Origin of the sequence: Ciceribacter sp. L1K23 (assembly GCF_018122705.1) — a bacterium.
In the GTDB taxonomy this organism is placed as follows: domain Bacteria; phylum Pseudomonadota; class Alphaproteobacteria; order Rhizobiales; family Rhizobiaceae; genus Allorhizobium.
The window spans coordinates 1,234,797-1,250,742 of sequence record NZ_JAGRRC010000001.1; the positions used below are offsets into that span (position 1 = coordinate 1,234,797).

Genomic DNA, 15,946 nt, shown 5'->3' on the forward strand with positions numbered 1-15,946 from the left:
CGGAAAACCGGCCGTTGGAGCGGGATTGGGAGCGTTTTAAACAAAGAGGTATGAATGCCCTGGAGCAATCAGAACGGCGGCGGCGGCCCTTGGGGCGGCGGCGGCGGTGGTAACAACCAAGGTCCGTGGGGACAAGGTCCTAACCGTCCCCGGGGCGGTGGTGGTGGCGGAAACGGAAATCCGCCGGATCTCGAGGACATCATCCGTCGGGGACAGGACAAGCTGAAGAACATCGTTCCGGGCGGGTTCAACGGCGGGGCGATTTTCGCCGTCGTCGCGATCCTCCTGGTCTTCTGGCTGATGCAGGCGGTCTACACCGTGCAGCCGGACGAACGCGGCGTCGAACTTCGTTTCGGCAAGCCGAAAGACGAAATCTCGATGCCGGGCCTGCACTTCCACCTCTGGCCGCTCGAAACCGTCGAACTGGTCAAGGTGACCGAGCAGCAGCAGAACATCGGCTCGCGCGGCAATACCTCCGGCACCAATACCGGCTGGATGCTGACGGGTGACCAGAACATCGTCAACGTGCAGTTCTCGGTGCTCTTCACCGTGACCGATCCGAAGGCCTATCTGTTCAACGTCGAATCTCCGGCCGAAACGCTGCAGCAGGTGGCCGACAGCGCGATGCGCGAAGTGGTCGGACGTCGTCCGGCGCAGGACATCTTCCGTGATGACCGCGAAGGCATCTCCAATCTCGTGCGCGATATCATCCAGGGCACCATCGACCGCTACGGCGCCGGCATCGCCATCAATGCGGTTCCGATCGAGGACGCCGCTCCGCCGCGCGAAGTGGCCGACGCGTTCGAAGAAGTGCAGCGTGCCGAACAGGACGAGGATCGTATCGTAGAAGAAGCCAACCGCTACGCCAACCAGCAACTCGGTCAGGCCCGAGGCCAGGCGGCGCAGGTGCGCGAAGAGGCGTCCGCCTATCGCGACCGTGTCGTCAACGAGGCGACCGGTGAGGCGCAGCGCTTCATCTCGATCTATGACCAGTATGTGAACGCTCCTGATGTGACGCGCCAGCGTATCTTCCTGGAGACCATGGAGAACGTACTGAAGAACTCGAACAAGGTGATCATCGAGGGCGGGCAGGGCGTCGTGCCATATCTGCCGCTGAACGAGCTGAACCGGTCCGCAACGACACAGCAGGGAGGCAACTGATGAACTCGAACAAATTGCCTGCCTTCATCATTGCCATCGGCCTCGTGCTGTTCGTGCTCTATTCGTCGATCTTCGTGGTGAACGAACGCGAACAGGCGATCGTTCTGCGCTTCGGTGAAATCCAGGATGTGAAGACCGAGCCGGGGCTGTACTTCAAGCTGCCGTTCGCCTTCCTCGACGCTGACCGCGTCCAGTATGTCGAAGACCGGGCCCTGCGCTTCGACCTCGACAACATCCGCGTCCAGGTGAGCGGCGGTGCCTTCTATGAAGTCGATGCCTTCGTGGTCTACCGCATCGAGGATCCGCGCCTGTTCCGGGAAACCGTATCGGGCGACCGGGTTGCGGCCGAATCGCGTCTCAGCACCCGTCTCGATGCCGGCCTTCGCCGCGTCTACGGTCTGCGCAGCTTCACCGCGGCTCTCTCGGAAGAACGGGCGTCGATGATGGCCGAGGTTCACTCGGACCTCAACGTCGCGGCTGAAACGCTCGGCCTGCGAATCCAGGACGTCCGCATCCGCCGGACCGACCTGACGCAGGAAGTGTCGCAGCAGACCTTCGAGCGCATGAAGGCGGAACGTTTGGCGGAAGCTGAACTGATCCGCGCCCGTGGTGGTGAAGAAGGCCAGCGTCGCCGGGCGATCGCCGACCGTCAGGTCGTCGAACTGGTGTCGGAAGCGCAGCGCGACTCGGAAATCATCCGAGGCGAGGGCGATGCGGAACGCAACCGCATCTTCGGCGAGGCCTTCTCGCGCGATCCTGATTTCTTCGACTTCTACCGGTCGATGCGTGCCTATGTGGCCTCGATGTCGAATACCGGCACGACCATGGTGTTGTCGCCGGACTCGGAGTTCTTCCGGTACTTCGGCGATCCGGCCGGCGCGGTTCCGCCCGGAGGACCTGCCACGCCCGGCGCCGCTGCACCCGCAGCGCCGGCGGCGCCGGTTCCGCCCGGAGGACCTGCCACGCCCGGCGCCGCTGCACCCGCAGCGCCGGCGGCGCCGGCCGCGCCCGCCAACTGACGGGCGGGCGATGCAGGATTTCCTGACGGGAATCGCATTCTTCCTCATCATCGAGGGGCTGGTCTACGCACTGGCCCCTCGTTTTCTTGTCGCGATGGCCAAATTGCTGCCATCAATTCCCGAACAACAATTGCGGATGACGGGCCTCGTTGCCATCGGTCTCGGCGTGGGTCTGGTCTGGCTCATCCGGATGTGATCGGCCAGAGGCCGTTTTCGCGGCAATAGCCGTTTCGCAATCGGCCGAAGCATCCTATGGTGCCGGCGTCATTCAACCGAGCCGCGAGGAAGCCCATGGTCGTGATCGCCAATCCGTTTTCGAAGCTGCTGTCCATCGTGCTTGCGAGTGCCCTTGTTGCCGGCTCCGGCATCGGCGGTTTGTCCGCCGGCCATGCCCAGGCGGTCGGCCCGGCGGCCGTCTCGGATGTCGCGGAAGAGCTGCTCGACGCGGTCGTGAACATCTCCACGTCGCAGAAAGTCGACGGCGAGGGCGAAGGCGAGGGACCGCGGCCGCAGGTGCCGGAAGGCTCGCCCTTCGAGGAATTGTTCGAGGATTTCTTCCAGAACCGGCGCGAGGGCGGCGGCAGCCAGAAGGTCAATTCGCTTGGCTCCGGCTTCGTGATTGATCCCTCCGGCATCATCGTCACCAACAACCACGTGATCGAGAACGCAGACGACATCGAGGCGGTGTTCGCCGACGGCTCGACACTGAAGGCGACACTGATCGGCACCGACACGAAGACGGACCTGTCGGTGCTGAAGGTCGAGCCGCCGAAGCCGCTGAAAGCGGTCAAATTCGGCGATTCCCGGAAGATGCGCATCGGCGATTGGGTGATGGCGATCGGCAACCCGTTCGGGCTCGGCGGGTCTGTGACTCTCGGCATCATTTCGGCGCGTGGCCGCAACATCAATGCAGGCCCCTATGACAATTTCATCCAGACGGATGCAGCCATCAACAAGGGCAATTCCGGCGGTCCGCTGTTCAACATGCAGGGCGAGGTCATCGGCATCAACACCGCGATCATCTCGCCGAGCGGCGGGTCGATCGGCATCGGTTTCGCGGTGCCGACGGAGCTTGCGGAAAACGTCGTCAATCAGTTGATCGAGTTCGGCGAAACCCGACGGGGCTGGCTCGGCGTGCGCATCCAGGAAGTGACCGACGAGGTTGCAAAGAGCGTCGGGCTGACCTCGGCGCGCGGCGCCATGGTGAGCGGCGTCATCAAGGGCGGGCCGGTCGAAAACGGACCGATCGAGATCGGCGACGTCATCGTTTCGTTTGACGGACGCGACGTGAAGGACAGCGACGAACTGGTGCGGGTCGTAGCGGAATCGCCCGTCGGCAAGGAAGTCGAGGTGCGCATCCTCAGGGACGGCAAGGAGCAGACCGTGAAGGTGACGCTCGGCCGGCTTGAGGATGGGGAGCGGGCTGCCGCAAACACAAAGGCGGACGACCAGGCTCCGGCAACAGAGGGTGAGACCGGCGAAGCGGAGGAAGCACCGCCGGCTGACGACGGTACCCAGGAGCCTGCCGGTGACACGATCCTCGGAATGGCGCTAGCGCCGCTCGACGAAGCCTCTCGGGAGCGTTATGGCATTGCCGCCAGCGTCGAAGGCGTCGTCATCACCTCGGTCGAGCCGGGTTCGGCGGCTGCCGAAAAGGGGATCGCCGAGGGTGAGGTGATCGTTGAGGTTTCCCAGGAGTTCGTGCAGTCGGCCGAGGACGTTGCCGATACGGTGACGGCACTCCGTCGCGACGGACGGCGCAGCGCGCACCTAATGATTGCCAACAAGGCCGGCGACCTGCGCTTCATCGCGGTGCCGCTGGAATAGCGGCACCCTTCGTGTCGAGAGATCACGGCCGTCCTTCGGGGCGGCCGTTTCGTTTCAGGCGTTGGCTTGCGCCTCGCGCCAGGCGCCGGCGGTGATGCCGTGGACGACGTGCCGCTTCAGGTGCGGATGGGTATCGGGCACACGCGGGTGATCGAAATCGAGGCTTTCGAGGCGACGGAGGCCGATGCGCTTCATGACGGATGTCGAGCGGGTATTTCCGGCGACGGCGAAGGAGAGGATGGCGTCGATGCCGCGGTCTATGAAGCCGTAACGGAGGGCGGCGGTGGCGGCCTCCGTGGCGTAGCCCTTGCCCCAGTAACGGGTCGCGAGCCGCCAGCCTATCTCGATCGTCTCCTCCGGCATGACGGGTGTCACCATGGCGGGGCCGAGCCCGCAGAAGCCGACGGGATCGCCGCTCTCTTTTTCCTCGATGGCGTAGAAGCCGAGGCCGGTGGCGTCGATCATGGCGCGGACGCGCTCCAGCATGGCGTCGGCTTCCTCGTAGGTCCGGCGCCAGGCGAAGAACTCCATGACCTTCGGATCGCGGTTGATCTCGCGGAAGAGGTCGCGGTCCTCGTCGCGCCAGTTGCGCAGGATCAGCCGGTCCGTTTCGAGGATCACGGTCATGGCGTGACGAAATCGGTCTTGCGGTAGCCCTGGAGATAGAGAAGCCCGGTGAGGTCGGCGTGGTCGAGGCGGATTTTCGCTTCCGCCGCGACGGCGGGCTTGGCATGCAGGGCGACTCCGGCGCCGGCGAGATGCAGCATGCCGAGATCATTGGCTCCATCGCCGACAGCGATGGCATCGGCGGGCTCGATGCCGAGGCGGGCGGTGATGTCGATGAGGGCGTCGACCTTGGCCTGCTTGCCCAAGATCGGTTCCGCGACTTCGCCGGTGAGGTGGCCGTCCTTTTCCAGCAGGATGTTGGCACGGTTTTCGTCGAAGCCGAGCGTGGCGGCGATGCGGGTGGTGAAGACGGTGAAACCGCCGGAGACGAGGGCGGTGTAATGCCCCCTGGCCTTCATCGTGGCGATCAGTTCCGGTCCGCCCGATGTCAGCGTGATGCGCCTGGCGATGACTTCGTCGACGACGGTGACGGGCAGGCCCTTCAAAAGCGCGACGCGTTCGCGCAGGGCCGGCTCGAATTCGATCTCGCCGTTCATCGCGCGGGCGGTGATGGCGGACACTTTTTCCTTAAGGCCGACTTCGGCGGCGAGTTCGTCGATGCATTCCTGGCCGATCATGGTCGAATCCATGTCGGCGATCAGGAAGCGCTTGCGGCGGGTTTCCTGATCCTGCACCGCGAGGTCGACGGGTAGTCCGGCGAGAAGCGTGCGCAGCGACGATTCGACCTGAGCGGGATCCGAGCCGTCCTTCAGCGCGATGTCACAGGCGATGCCGTCCGCCAGCCAGTAGAGGCCAGCGGCGCCGGCCGCCTCGGCCGCCTTTTCTCCAAGGGCTGGGCTGAGGACGGGATTTGACGGATTGGCGATAAGCGTGGCAACGAAGGCCATGATGAAGAACCCTGAGACAGAACCGGACGCGATCCTGATAACCGGGCCGACCGCTAGCGGCAAGTCCGCGCTGGCGCTCGATCTCGCCAAACGCCATGGCGGCGTCGTGATCAATGCCGACAGCATGCAGGTCTACGGCGTGCTGCGCGTGGTGACGGCGCGTCCTTCGGCGGAGGAGATGGAGGGGATCGAGCACCGGCTTTACGGGCATGTCGATCCGGCGACGTCCTATTCGACGGGCGACTGGCTGCGGGAAATCGGGCCGCTGCTCGAACGGCTGAAAGCGGAACGGCGGCTGCCTGTCATCGTCGGCGGGACGGGACTCTATTTCAAGGCGCTGACCGGCGGGCTGTCGGAGATGCCGGCCATTCCGGAGGATGTGCGCACGCGGCTGCGGGGGCGGCTGGTGGAAGAGGGGGCGGAGATCCTGCATCGGGAGCTTGCGGCCCGCGATCCCGCCGTGGCGGCACGGCTGGGCGCGACGGACGGGCAGCGGATTGTCCGGGCGCTGGAGGTTCTTGAAGCGACCGGTCGGTCGATCGCCGACTTGCAGTCTTCCGGCGGTCCCGTGATCGTCGATCCGGCGCGGGCGAAGAAGCTTGTCGTCCTGCCGGACCGGACCGTGCTTGCCGACCGCATCAACCGGCGGTTCGCCAAGATGCTGGACGAGGGGGCAGTGGAGGAGGTCGAGGCGCTGCTTGCGCTTGACCTGCCGCTCGCCGTGCCGGCGATGAAGGCGATCGGGGTGTCGCAGATTGCGGCAATGTTGAAAGGCGAGATGACGCGGTCCCAAGTGATCGAGACGGCATCGGCGGCGACGCGGCAATATGCCAAGCGGCAGATGACATGGTTCCGCAACCAGATGGACGAGAGCTGGCAGCGGGTCGATCCGGCGGCCGCTCAATCCTTGTCGTAGAGGCTCGACAGCGGCTTTCTGAGGATGCTTTCGCGCAGCGACGTGCCCGGTTCGCGGCGGAGGGATGGCGCGGGCTCCTGGGCGCCGTCGGTGGAGCGACGGAGGCTGGGCTGGGACAGATCGCGGCGGATCTCGACGAAATCCGGGCGGGGCGCCGCTGCCGCCGCCACTTCGGCACGGGGGAGCATGTCGGATCGGTAGGATTCGAGCGGAGCGGCGGTCTGTGCCGGTGCGGGAGACGACATCGCCGGGGATGATAGGGCTGGTGACGACAGGGCGGCATGGGCGGCGCGCAGGTCGCGGCTGTCGGGCAGGATGCTTTCGTCGCGATCGTCGTCGTCATCCCCCGGCTGCCGCGAGGCCGCGGCCTCATAGCTTTGCTGGAAGGCCGAAATGTCGGGGCCGCCGCTGACGGCGCGCATCCGGGCGACGACGTTGCGCAGGTCGACGGTGTCAGGCGTCTCCTCGGTGGTCTTGGCGCTGACGCCGTTGGCCTTCGGCAAATACTGTTCCTCGACGCGCGAAAAACGCATGCGCATGGGAACCGCGATGGCTTCGCCGAAGGCGATCGCCTCGCCATTGCCGATCGACGAGATGAAGCTGGTGGTGGAGATCGACGAATCGGGGATCGCCGAACGGATGATTTCCTGGTCGCGGTCGTTGGAGAGACGCATGGCAAACAGCGTCGAGCACTGCGACAGGATCGTCTGGTCCAGTTCGCCGGGGCGCTGCGTGATGATACCGAGCGAGACGCCGTATTTGCGGCCTTCCTTGGCGATGCGGGCGATCGCCTGGCGGGTCGGGAAGAAGCCGAGATTGGGATCGGCCGGCACGTAGCGGTGGGCTTCCTCGCAGACGACCAGCATATGGATCGCGCCATTGGACCAGAGCGCGATCTCGAAGGCCATGCGGCAGAGCACCGAGGCGACCGAGTTCACCACTTCCGACGGGATGCCGGCGAGCTGGAAGGTCGAGATCGGTCGGCCGTCACCCGGAATGCGGAAGATGTGCGCGATGGTCTCCATGATCGTGTCGTTGATCGTGTTGTTGGAGAACATGAAGTGGTAGCGCGGATCGTTGATCGCCGAGATGACGCGCATCTTGAGCGAGCGGAGGAAGGGCTTTTCGCCGCGACCTTCCAGGCGTCCGATGCGCTCGTCGATCAGGGCGAGCAGGTCGGCCATGCGGTAGGGCACCGGCGTGTCGGCGGTGATCGAACTTTTTTCCGTCTGGCGACGCATCAGGCTCGAATCGGAACCGCGGAAGGCGCGCTTGGCTTCGGGCAGCACGTCACGGAGGATGTCGAGCTCTTCTGCGACCGGCGGGCGTCCTCGGAACAGCACCTCGGCGAATTCGTCGAGCTTCATCAGCCAGAAGGGCAGGTCGAGCGTGTCGGTGTCGATGACCACGGCGTCATTGGGGAAGGCGGCTGCGAACTCGTTGTGCGGGTCGAGGATCAGGACGCGCAGCTTCGGATCGCTCTCGATCGCCTTGTGCAACAGGAGCGAGACGGCGGTCGACTTGCCGACGCCGGTCGAGCCGACGACGGCGAAATGCTTGGAGAGCATTGAGGGAATGTGGATCGTCGCGTCGATCGACTCGTCCTGCGTCAGTTTGCCGATGACGCAGTGATTGCCCTGGCGGCTCTCGTAGATGCGCAGGAGGTCGGCGGCGCGGATGCGGTGGGCGATGGCGCCGAGATAGGGGTAACGTGAAATGCCGGTCGTGAACTCGTCACGGCCCGAAGGGGCTTTATAGACCTCGCCAAGGAGTTCGACCTCGATCAGGAAGGTGTTGTCGGCGCCTTCGCCCCAGGCGTGGGCTTCCGTGTGCATGGAGAAGGCCAGCGCGACCACCCGGTTTTCGCCGACGCTGATGGAGATCAGGCGACCAACGGACCAGAGTTCGGTGAGATCGGTACCGCCTTCTTCCGCGACAGCGGCGATGGTCGCGCGCGAACCGTTGCACGCGACGACGCGACCCAGCAGCCGGTTGCCCGGCGCCATGGTGTTGCGGCGGTCCAACTCGCCGGCGGATCCGGACGTGTGGAGATCGTTGTTACGCAATACGGACTTCTCCCTGCTCGCGAGAGCCTAGCGGGGGCGCGTTAACAAGAGGTGTAGGGCTTTCGACGGTATGGTGAGAGGGAAAGATAATTGCGCCGATTGTTCGTTGACGGATCGGATATTTCTGGCTATCACTTCGCCCATGGCAAACTCGATCGTTCTTATCGTGGTGGGAAGGCGCATGGGCAGGATGGTGTAACCATCCGGCGACAGCCACCCATGCGCTAGAAGACAGGCTCCTCGAAGGGGCCTTTTTTTATGGCCGAAACCGGGGTAGCACCCCATCCCAAAACTCCAAGAGAAAATATGACGGGAAGAGGCATGACGGGTACAGACAATCAGATGACGGGCGCGGAAATCGTTTTGCGGGCGCTCAAGGACAATGGCGTCGAGCATATCTTCGGGTATCCGGGCGGCGCCGTGCTTCCGATCTATGACGAGATCTTCCAGCAGGAAGAGATCCAGCACATCCTCGTCCGCCACGAGCAAGGCGCGGGCCACGCGGCCGAAGGCTATGCGCGGTCGACCGGCAAGGTCGGCGTCATGCTCGTTACGTCAGGCCCCGGCGCGACGAACGCGGTCACGCCGCTTCAGGATGCGCTGATGGACAGCGTTCCGCTGGTCTGCATTTCCGGCCAGGTTCCGACCTCGCTGATCGGCTCCGACGCCTTCCAGGAGTGCGACACCGTCGGCATCACCCGGCCCTGCACGAAGCACAACTGGCTGGTCAAGGACGTCAACGAGCTTGCCAGCATCATCCACGAGGCGTTCCGCATCGCCCAGTCGGGCCGACCCGGTCCTGTTCTCGTCGATGTTCCCAAGGACATCCAGTTCGCCACCGGAACCTACACGCCGCCGGAAACGCACAAGATCCAGAGCAGCTACCAGCCGAAGCTGAAAGGCGATGCACGTGCCATCCAGGCTGCCGTCGAGCTGATGGCGAACGCGCGCCGGCCGATCATCTATTCGGGCGGCGGCGTCGTGAACTCGGGTCCGGAAGCCTCCAAGCTGTTGCGCGACCTGGTCGGTCTCACCGATTTCCCGATCACCTCGACGCTGATGGGCCTCGGCTGCTATCCGGCATCGGGCAAGAACTGGCTCGGCATGCTCGGCATGCACGGCTCCTACGAGGCCAACATGGCGATGCACGACTGCGACGTCATGGTCTGCATCGGCGCGCGCTTCGACGACCGCATCACCGGTCGTCTCAACGCGTTCTCGCCGAACTCGAAGAAGATCCACATCGACATCGATCCGTCGTCGATCAACAAGAACGTCCGCGTCGACGTGCCGATCCTTGGCGATGTCGGCAGCATTCTGGAAGACATGGTCCGCGCCTGGCGCGCGTTGCCGAAGAAGCCGGAGGCGTCGCAGACGGCCGAATGGCGTGACAGCATCGCCAAGTGGCGGGCACGCAATTCCTTCGCCTATACCCCGGCCAAGGACGTGATCATGCCGCAATATGCGCTGCAGCGGCTTTATGAACTGACCAAGGATCGCGATACCTACATCACGACCGAAGTCGGCCAGCACCAGATGTGGGCGGCGCAGTTCTACGGATTCGAACAGCCGAACCGTTGGATGACCTCGGGCGGCCTCGGCACGATGGGCTACGGCCTGCCGGCGGCGCTCGGTGTGCAGATCGCGCATCCGGAAAGCCTCGTCATCGACATTGCCGGCGACGCGTCGATCCAGATGTGCATCCAGGAAATGTCGGCGGCGATCCAGTACGAGGCGCCGATCAAGATCTTCATCCTGAACAACCAGTACATGGGCATGGTGCGCCAGTGGCAGCAGCTGCTGCACGGCAACCGGCTGTCGAACTCCTATACGGAGGCGATGCCCGACTTCGTCAAACTGGCGGAAGCCTATGGCGCGGTCGGCCTGCGCTGCGAAAAGCCTGACGATCTCGACGGGGCGATACAGGAGATGATCGACGTGAAGAAGCCCGTCATCTTCGACTGCCGCGTCGCCAACCTCGCCAACTGCTTCCCGATGATCCCGTCGGGCAAGGCCCACAATGAAATGCTGCTGCCGGACGAGGCGACGGACGAAGTTGTCGCCAATGCCATCGACGCCAAGGGCCGCCAGCTCGTCTGACCGAAGGAAGAAGACCATGAACGCACATCTTCAGCCGACCGGTTCGGCCTATTTCATCGCCAAGGAAACGGCGGTCATCGAGAGCCACACGCTTTCGGTTCTCGTCGACAACGAGCCGGGCGTTCTCGCCCGCGTCATCGGCCTGTTTTCCGGACGTGGCTACAACATCGAAAGCCTGACGGTTTCCGAGACCGAGCACGAGGCGCATCTCTCCCGGATCACTATCGTGACCCGCGGGACGTCGAGCGTGCTCGAACAGATCAAGGCGCAGCTCGAGCGCATCGTGCCGGTGCACCGGGTCGTCGACCTGACGGTCCGGGCGCGCGAGCTTGGGCAGGAGCGGCCGATCGAACGCGAGGTGGCGCTGATAAAGGTGGTGTCCTCCGGGGACATGCGGGCCGAGACGCTGCGTCTCGCCGATGCCTTTCATGCGAAGGTGGTGGACGCGACCGTCGACCACTTCATCTTCGAGCTGACCGGCAAGTCCTCCAAGATCGACCAGTTCGTGGCGATCATGAAGCCGCTTGGGTTGAACGAAATCTGCCGCACCGGCATCGCGGCCATGAACCGCGGCTCGCAAGGTATGTAATTTTCGGCGTCTTATAGTCGTCGCCAAGAAGAATGCGCCCGCTTCGATGAGAAGCGGGCGCTTGCATGTGAAGAATATGGTTAACGGCGGATTAATCGGCCGTTCCGGAATGGTTCATTTCTCCTGGTCCAGAACAAAAACGCTGGTCGCGCGTTTACTTGGCACGGAAGGATATGACCATGAACAAGCCGATCATACTGTCAGCAGCCACCTCTTTGTTTGTCACCGCCGCGATCTTGCTCGCGGCGCAGAGTGCATCCGAGGCCCACAGCAGCATTCCGGCCATGGAGACGATTACCCTGCAGAAAACCGTGCGCCTGCCGGTCGCGCCGAACGAGGAATGGGACGAGGCGGCCAGCGAATGGGCTCTCGACTGCTATGACCAGTTCGGTCCGGAGGGTAGCGATCCCAATACGACCTCTCTCGACAGCTGCCTTATGCCGTCCTGATTTCTTAAATCATCTCGAGCGGTACCTTGCCTGCCGGAGGTGGAAAGGCCTCATCGAGAACCGCGAGATCCTCGTCCGTCAGGTCGACATCCACCGCCTCCCGGTTCTCCTGAATTCTTTTCAGACTCGCACTCTTTGGTATCGATATGACGCCCTCGCGTTCCATCAGGAAAGCGAGGGCGATTTGCGCCGGGGTGGCCTGATAGGCCTTGGCCATATCGACGAGAACAGGGTTTGCGAGAATGCGGCCCTGTTCGATCGGCGAATAGGCCATGATGGCGACGCCGCGCTGCTGGCACCACGGCAGGAGATCGTATTCGATGCCACGTCTGCTGAGATTGTAGAGGACCTGGTTGGCGACGCATTTTTCGCCATCGGGTGCGGCGAACAACTCCTCCATATCATCTGTATCGAAATTCGACACGCCCCAGGCCTCGATCTTGCCCTGCCGTTTCAGGTGCTCGAAGGCGCGGACGGTTTCGTCGAGCGGATGGTCGCCCCGCCAGTGCAGCAGATAGAGATCCAGCCTGTCGGTGCCGAGACGCTTCAGGCTTGCCTCGCAGGCGGCGACCGTCTTCTCGAAGCTCGCATTCCACGGATAGACCTTGCTGACGAGGAAGACGTCGTCGCGGCGGTCCTCCAGCGCCTTGCCGACCACGATCTCCGCGCCGCCATCGCCGTACATTTCGGCCGTGTCGACCAGCGTCATGCCGAGATCGATGCCGAGACGAAGGCTGTCGATCTCCGCCCGTTCGCGGCTCTTCTGCTCGCCCATCTTCCATGTGCCGAGGCCAAGGGCCGGGACGGAACTGCCGTTTGCAAGGGTGACGGTGGGGAGGTTGTCATGCATCGGGTGTGATCTCCTCTTCGGGAGCCGAGATTAGAGAAGATGCACGCCATTACAATGCGTTCGAAGCTTGCAACCATGACAATTTTCGTGTGGTGGCGTCGTAGCGCAGGCGCTAATGCAGTGGCTCGACACCGGAGAATTTCATGGAACTCGCAACGCTTGCCACGCTGGTCGTCTTTGCCTTCACGACCTCGATCACGCCCGGCCCCAACAACATGATGCTGTTTGCCTCCGGCGTGAATTTCGGGTTCCGGCGGACGATCCCGCATATGCTGGGGATCGGGGTCGGGTTTCTGTCGCTGCTGATCGGCGTCGGCTTCGGCCTCGGGGCGCTGCTTGCGACTGTGCCTCTTCTCTATACTGCCCTCAAGATCGCCGGCGGCTTGTACCTTGTCTATATCGCCTGGAAGATCGGAACGTCGCGCAGCCTCTCGGAGGGTGGAGGGGCCGCACGGCCGATGACGTTCCTTGGCGCTGCCGCCTTCCAGTGGGTCAATCCGAAGGCGTGGGTAATGGCCGTGACGGCCATGGCGACCTATGCCGATCCGACGCCCGACCGCTACGTCTTCAGCGTGATCGTCATCGGTCTCGTCTTCGCGGCCGTGAACCTGCCGAGCGTGTCGACCTGGGCCGGGTTCGGCTCTGTTCTGCGCGACTGGCTGTCGGTGCCTGTCAGGCTCAAGTGGTTCAACATCACCATGGCGGTGCTGCTGGTTGCCAGCCTCTGGCCGATGCTTCGGTAACGCGCTCTTTTCACTTGGATTTGATCTCCCGCCCGCTTAATCATCGGGGATCAACAACGCGGACCGACCGACGTGCACGACCACGATCATCACCACCACGACCATGATCACGACAATCACTACTCCGACATGCAGGCGCGGGTGAGGGCGCTCGAGACGCTGCTGACCGAAAAGGGCCTGATCGATCCGGCGGCGATCGACGCGATCGTGGACACCTACGAGACAAAGGTGGGGCCACGCAACGGCGCCCGCGTGGTTGCCAAGGCTTGGACCGATCCGCGGTTCGCCGACTGGCTACGCGAGGATGCAACGGCGGCGATCGCAAGCCTTGGCTTCACCGGCCGGCAGGGCGAGCACATGCGGGCGGTGTTCAACACGCCCGAGACCCACAACATCGTCGTCTGCACGCTCTGCTCCTGCTATCCGTGGGCGGTGCTCGGGCTGCCGCCAGTCTGGTACAAGGCGCCAGCCTACCGGTCGCGGGCGGTGATCAATCCTCGTGCGGTGCTTGAGGAATTCGGCTTAACTTTAGAGAATTCTAAAAATATTCGCGTTTGGGATTCGACCGCTGAGCTGCGCTACCTGGTGGTGCCAGAGCGGCCGGCCGGGAGCGAGGACCTGGACGAGGACGCGCTTGCGGCCCTTGTTACACGCGACTCGATGATCGGCACCGGGCTGGCGCTCTCGCCGGAGGCGCGGCGATGAATGGGCCCCACGATCTTGGCGGGCAGATGGGGCTGGGGCCGGTCGCGCCTGAAAAGGACGAGCCCTATTTCCATGCCGATTGGGAAAAGCGGGCGCTGGGTTTGACGCTCTCCTGCGGTGCGTTCGGTGCATGGACCATCGACGAAAGCCGCCATGCCCGGGAGAATATTCCGCCTGCCACATATCTCTCAGCCAGCTACTACGAAATCTGGATACGGGCACTCGATGTGCTGCTGGAGCGACACGGCTTCGCCACCCGGGAGGAGCTGTTCTCGGGGCATTCGATCGGGAAAGGACGGCAGCCGCAACGGGTGCTCAAGGCCGATATGGTGGCCGGCGTGCTTGCCAAGGGCGGCCCCTGCGACCGGCCGGTCCATTCCGAGCCGCGTTTCATGCCTGACGACGTCGTCAAGACGAAGAACTTCCATCCCGAGACCCATACCCGGCTGCCGCGTTACGCGCGGGCCAAGACGGGAACGATCGAGGCGGTGCAGGGCAGTTTCGTGTTTCCCGACGACAACGCGCATGGCAAGGGCGAGAACCCGCAATGGGTCTACACGGTTGTCTTCGACGCATCGGAAATCTGGGGCGAGGGGGCCGACCCGACGCTGACGGTGTCGATCGATGCCTGGGAGAGCTATCTTGAGCACGTGTGAGGTTCGCTCGCCGATGTCGGGTTCGCCGGGTCTGCCCGTGTCGGCGGAGGGCGATCCTGTGTTTGCCGAGCCGTGGCATGCGCAGGCGTTTGCCATGACGGTGCATCTGCACGAGCGCGGGGTGTTTTCCTGGAGCGAGTGGGCGGAGCGCCTTTCGGCGGAAGTGCACCAGCCTGATCGGGCCGAGGACGGATCGGATTATTTCGATGCCTGGGTCGCGGCCCTGACAGGCCTTCTGGTGTCGAAGGGTATCGGCGACGAAAGCGACGTGCTCGCGCTGCAGGAGAGCTGGAAGCGGGCAGCCGAGGCTACGCCACACGGTCGGCCGATCCTGCTGGAAAACGATCCGCAGCGCTAGGATGTGCCGCTTGCCAGCTGTGGTGATGAGACACTCAGTGCGGTGTCTGGGTGTGTTTGTTTGAAATTCTCGTTTTGGTTGACGGCATCGGGTTTTATGCTAGCGTTATCCCTTCGGCGCTGGAGGGGTAGCCATGGAGATTGGACCGGACAAGCAGTCTTACGCGGAAAACAAGAACTGGCAGCTTGGCGCCTATCTGGTCATGCTTCCCTTCATACTCGTGTTTCTCCTGATCGGGCTCTGGCCTTCGGGTATCAAGGATGACCTCTGGGCAACCTTTCTGCTGAAATCTGTGGCGCCCGATGTCGGCCTGCTGCTGATCATCGCCATGGCCGGCGCGCTCGGCGGGTCGCTCAATGCTTCCTACAAGTTCGCCATTCACAAGGGGCTCGGCCAGTTCAACGACAGCTGGAACTGGTGGTATGTCATGCACCCGGTGTTCGGAATGGGGTTGGGGCTGCTGGTCTGCCTGCTGTTCAAGGGCGGACTGTTTGCAGTCGGTACGGCTGGGGACAAGACTGCGGCCGTCGATCCAACGGGCCTTGCCGCCCTGTCGGCGCTGGTCGGGATGTTCGCGCGCAAGGGCATCGCGAAGCTGGACGAACTGTTCGATACGCTCCTGAAAGCGCCGAAGGTTCAGGAGGAGATCGAAGCGCTGCCGCCGGTGATCGACAGCGTCGAGCCCTCCAACAAGAAGATCAACGACACTGACAAGGGGATCCTGGTGAAGGGACGCAATTTCGCGGCCCGGGCGACCGTCGAGATTGATGGCAAAGCCGTCGTTCACAAGGTGATGGACGATGGCAGATTGCAGGTCATGCTCGAGGATGGGCAACTGGCCAGCGCGCGCAAGGTCCCGGTGGTGGTCATCAATCCGGCCGGCAATGGCGGTCGATCCAAGCCCGCGCATGTCGAGGTCACCGAATAGCTGGCACACGTTTCTTCGCCACGTTCGCGCGAATTCGTCGCAGTGATTTCAGCGGTGAGGCAAAT

Annotated in this window: 17 protein-coding genes; 13 read left to right on the forward strand and 4 right to left on the reverse strand. The window is 63.4% G+C overall.

The features are described from left to right. Positions 1–54 precede the first annotated feature (54 nt). The 4 genes from hflK (at position 55) to J5J10_RS05655 (ending at position 4,007) form a co-directional block, all read left to right on the forward strand. On the forward strand, positions 55–1,161 hold the full coding sequence (gene hflK / locus J5J10_RS05640; protein ID WP_208551425.1) for an FtsH protease activity modulator HflK: 1,107 nt from the start codon (positions 55–57) through the stop codon (positions 1,159–1,161). Further along, a complete protein-coding gene (locus J5J10_RS05645; protein WP_211929165.1) occupies positions 1,161–2,180 on the forward strand; it encodes a protease modulator HflC in 1,020 nt (339 codons plus the stop codon). The genes hflK and J5J10_RS05645 overlap by 1 nt, the downstream gene beginning before the upstream one ends. 10 nt (positions 2,181–2,190) lie before the next feature. Next, the gene (locus J5J10_RS05650) at positions 2,191–2,376 is read left to right on the forward strand and encodes a DUF2065 domain-containing protein (RefSeq protein ID WP_208551423.1); all 186 of its coding nucleotides are present in this window, start codon (positions 2,191–2,193) and stop codon (positions 2,374–2,376) included. Between the two features lie 95 nt (positions 2,377–2,471). Next, complete coding sequence (locus tag J5J10_RS05655; RefSeq protein WP_211929166.1) at positions 2,472–4,007, forward strand: Do family serine endopeptidase; 1,536 nt, start codon at positions 2,472–2,474, stop codon at positions 4,005–4,007. A 54-nt stretch (positions 4,008–4,061) separates the two neighbouring features. Here J5J10_RS05655 and J5J10_RS05660 read toward each other — a convergent pair whose 3' ends face one another. Both J5J10_RS05660 and serB read right to left on the reverse strand, forming a co-directional pair. Continuing rightward, on the reverse strand, positions 4,062–4,634 hold the full coding sequence (locus J5J10_RS05660; protein ID WP_211929167.1) for a GNAT family N-acetyltransferase: 573 nt from the start codon (positions 4,632–4,634) through the stop codon (positions 4,062–4,064). Beyond that, complete coding sequence (serB, locus tag J5J10_RS05665) at positions 4,631–5,521, reverse strand: phosphoserine phosphatase SerB (protein ID WP_211929168.1); 891 nt, start codon at positions 5,519–5,521, stop codon at positions 4,631–4,633. The genes J5J10_RS05660 and serB overlap by 4 nt, the downstream gene beginning before the upstream one ends. Here serB and miaA point away from each other — a divergent pair. After that, positions 5,520–6,437, forward strand: coding sequence for a tRNA (adenosine(37)-N6)-dimethylallyltransferase MiaA (miaA, locus tag J5J10_RS05670; protein WP_211931148.1), 918 nt, complete (start codon positions 5,520–5,522; stop codon positions 6,435–6,437). The genes serB and miaA overlap by 2 nt on opposite strands. Here miaA and J5J10_RS05675 read toward each other — a convergent pair. After that, entirely contained in the window at positions 6,422–8,503 is a 2,082-nt protein-coding gene (locus J5J10_RS05675; RefSeq protein WP_211929169.1) for an ATP-binding protein, read from the reverse strand. The two genes, miaA and J5J10_RS05675, sit on opposite strands and share 16 nt — an antisense overlap. A 321-nt stretch (positions 8,504–8,824) precedes the next feature. Between J5J10_RS05675 and J5J10_RS05680 the strand changes: the two genes are divergently transcribed. The 3 genes from J5J10_RS05680 (at position 8,825) to J5J10_RS05690 (ending at position 11,641) form a co-directional block, all read left to right on the forward strand. Then, positions 8,825–10,603, forward strand: coding sequence for an acetolactate synthase 3 large subunit (locus J5J10_RS05680; protein WP_281436236.1), 1,779 nt, complete (start codon positions 8,825–8,827; stop codon positions 10,601–10,603). A gap of 16 nt (positions 10,604–10,619) precedes the next feature. Continuing rightward, positions 10,620–11,192 (forward strand): acetolactate synthase small subunit, encoded by a 573-nt coding sequence (gene ilvN / locus J5J10_RS05685; RefSeq protein WP_208551418.1) that lies wholly within the window; start codon positions 10,620–10,622, stop codon positions 11,190–11,192. A 179-nt stretch (positions 11,193–11,371) separates the two neighbouring features. Beyond that, a complete protein-coding gene (locus J5J10_RS05690; protein ID WP_208551417.1) occupies positions 11,372–11,641 on the forward strand; it encodes a hypothetical protein in 270 nt (89 codons plus the stop codon). Between the two features lie 4 nt (positions 11,642–11,645). On the opposite strand, the gene J5J10_RS05695 is transcribed toward J5J10_RS05690, so the two are convergent. Then, positions 11,646–12,491: an aldo/keto reductase gene (locus tag J5J10_RS05695; RefSeq protein ID WP_211929170.1), complete on the reverse strand. Its 846-nt coding sequence runs from the start codon at positions 12,489–12,491 to the stop codon at positions 11,646–11,648. Between the two features lie 143 nt (positions 12,492–12,634). On the opposite strand from J5J10_RS05695, the gene J5J10_RS05700 reads away from it, so the two are divergent. The 5 genes from J5J10_RS05700 to J5J10_RS05720 all read left to right on the forward strand — a co-directional run bounded on the left by J5J10_RS05700 (position 12,635) and on the right by J5J10_RS05720 (position 15,881). Next, positions 12,635–13,234, forward strand: a complete 600-nt coding sequence (locus J5J10_RS05700) for a LysE family translocator (protein WP_211929171.1) — start codon at positions 12,635–12,637, stop codon at positions 13,232–13,234. A gap of 72 nt (positions 13,235–13,306) precedes the next feature. Beyond that, the gene (nthA, locus tag J5J10_RS05705; protein ID WP_349252041.1) at positions 13,307–13,939 is read left to right on the forward strand and encodes a nitrile hydratase subunit alpha; all 633 of its coding nucleotides are present in this window, start codon (positions 13,307–13,309) and stop codon (positions 13,937–13,939) included. Then, positions 13,936–14,595, forward strand: a complete 660-nt coding sequence (gene nthB, locus J5J10_RS05710; RefSeq protein WP_211929172.1) for a nitrile hydratase subunit beta — start codon at positions 13,936–13,938, stop codon at positions 14,593–14,595. The genes nthA and nthB overlap by 4 nt, the downstream gene beginning before the upstream one ends. After that, entirely contained in the window at positions 14,582–14,953 is a 372-nt protein-coding gene (locus J5J10_RS05715) for a nitrile hydratase accessory protein (RefSeq protein WP_211929173.1), read from the forward strand. The genes nthB and J5J10_RS05715 overlap by 14 nt, the downstream gene beginning before the upstream one ends. A gap of 133 nt (positions 14,954–15,086) precedes the next feature. After that, positions 15,087–15,881, forward strand: a complete 795-nt coding sequence (locus tag J5J10_RS05720; protein ID WP_211929174.1) for a hypothetical protein — start codon at positions 15,087–15,089, stop codon at positions 15,879–15,881. The last annotated feature ends 65 nt before the right edge of the window (positions 15,882–15,946 follow it).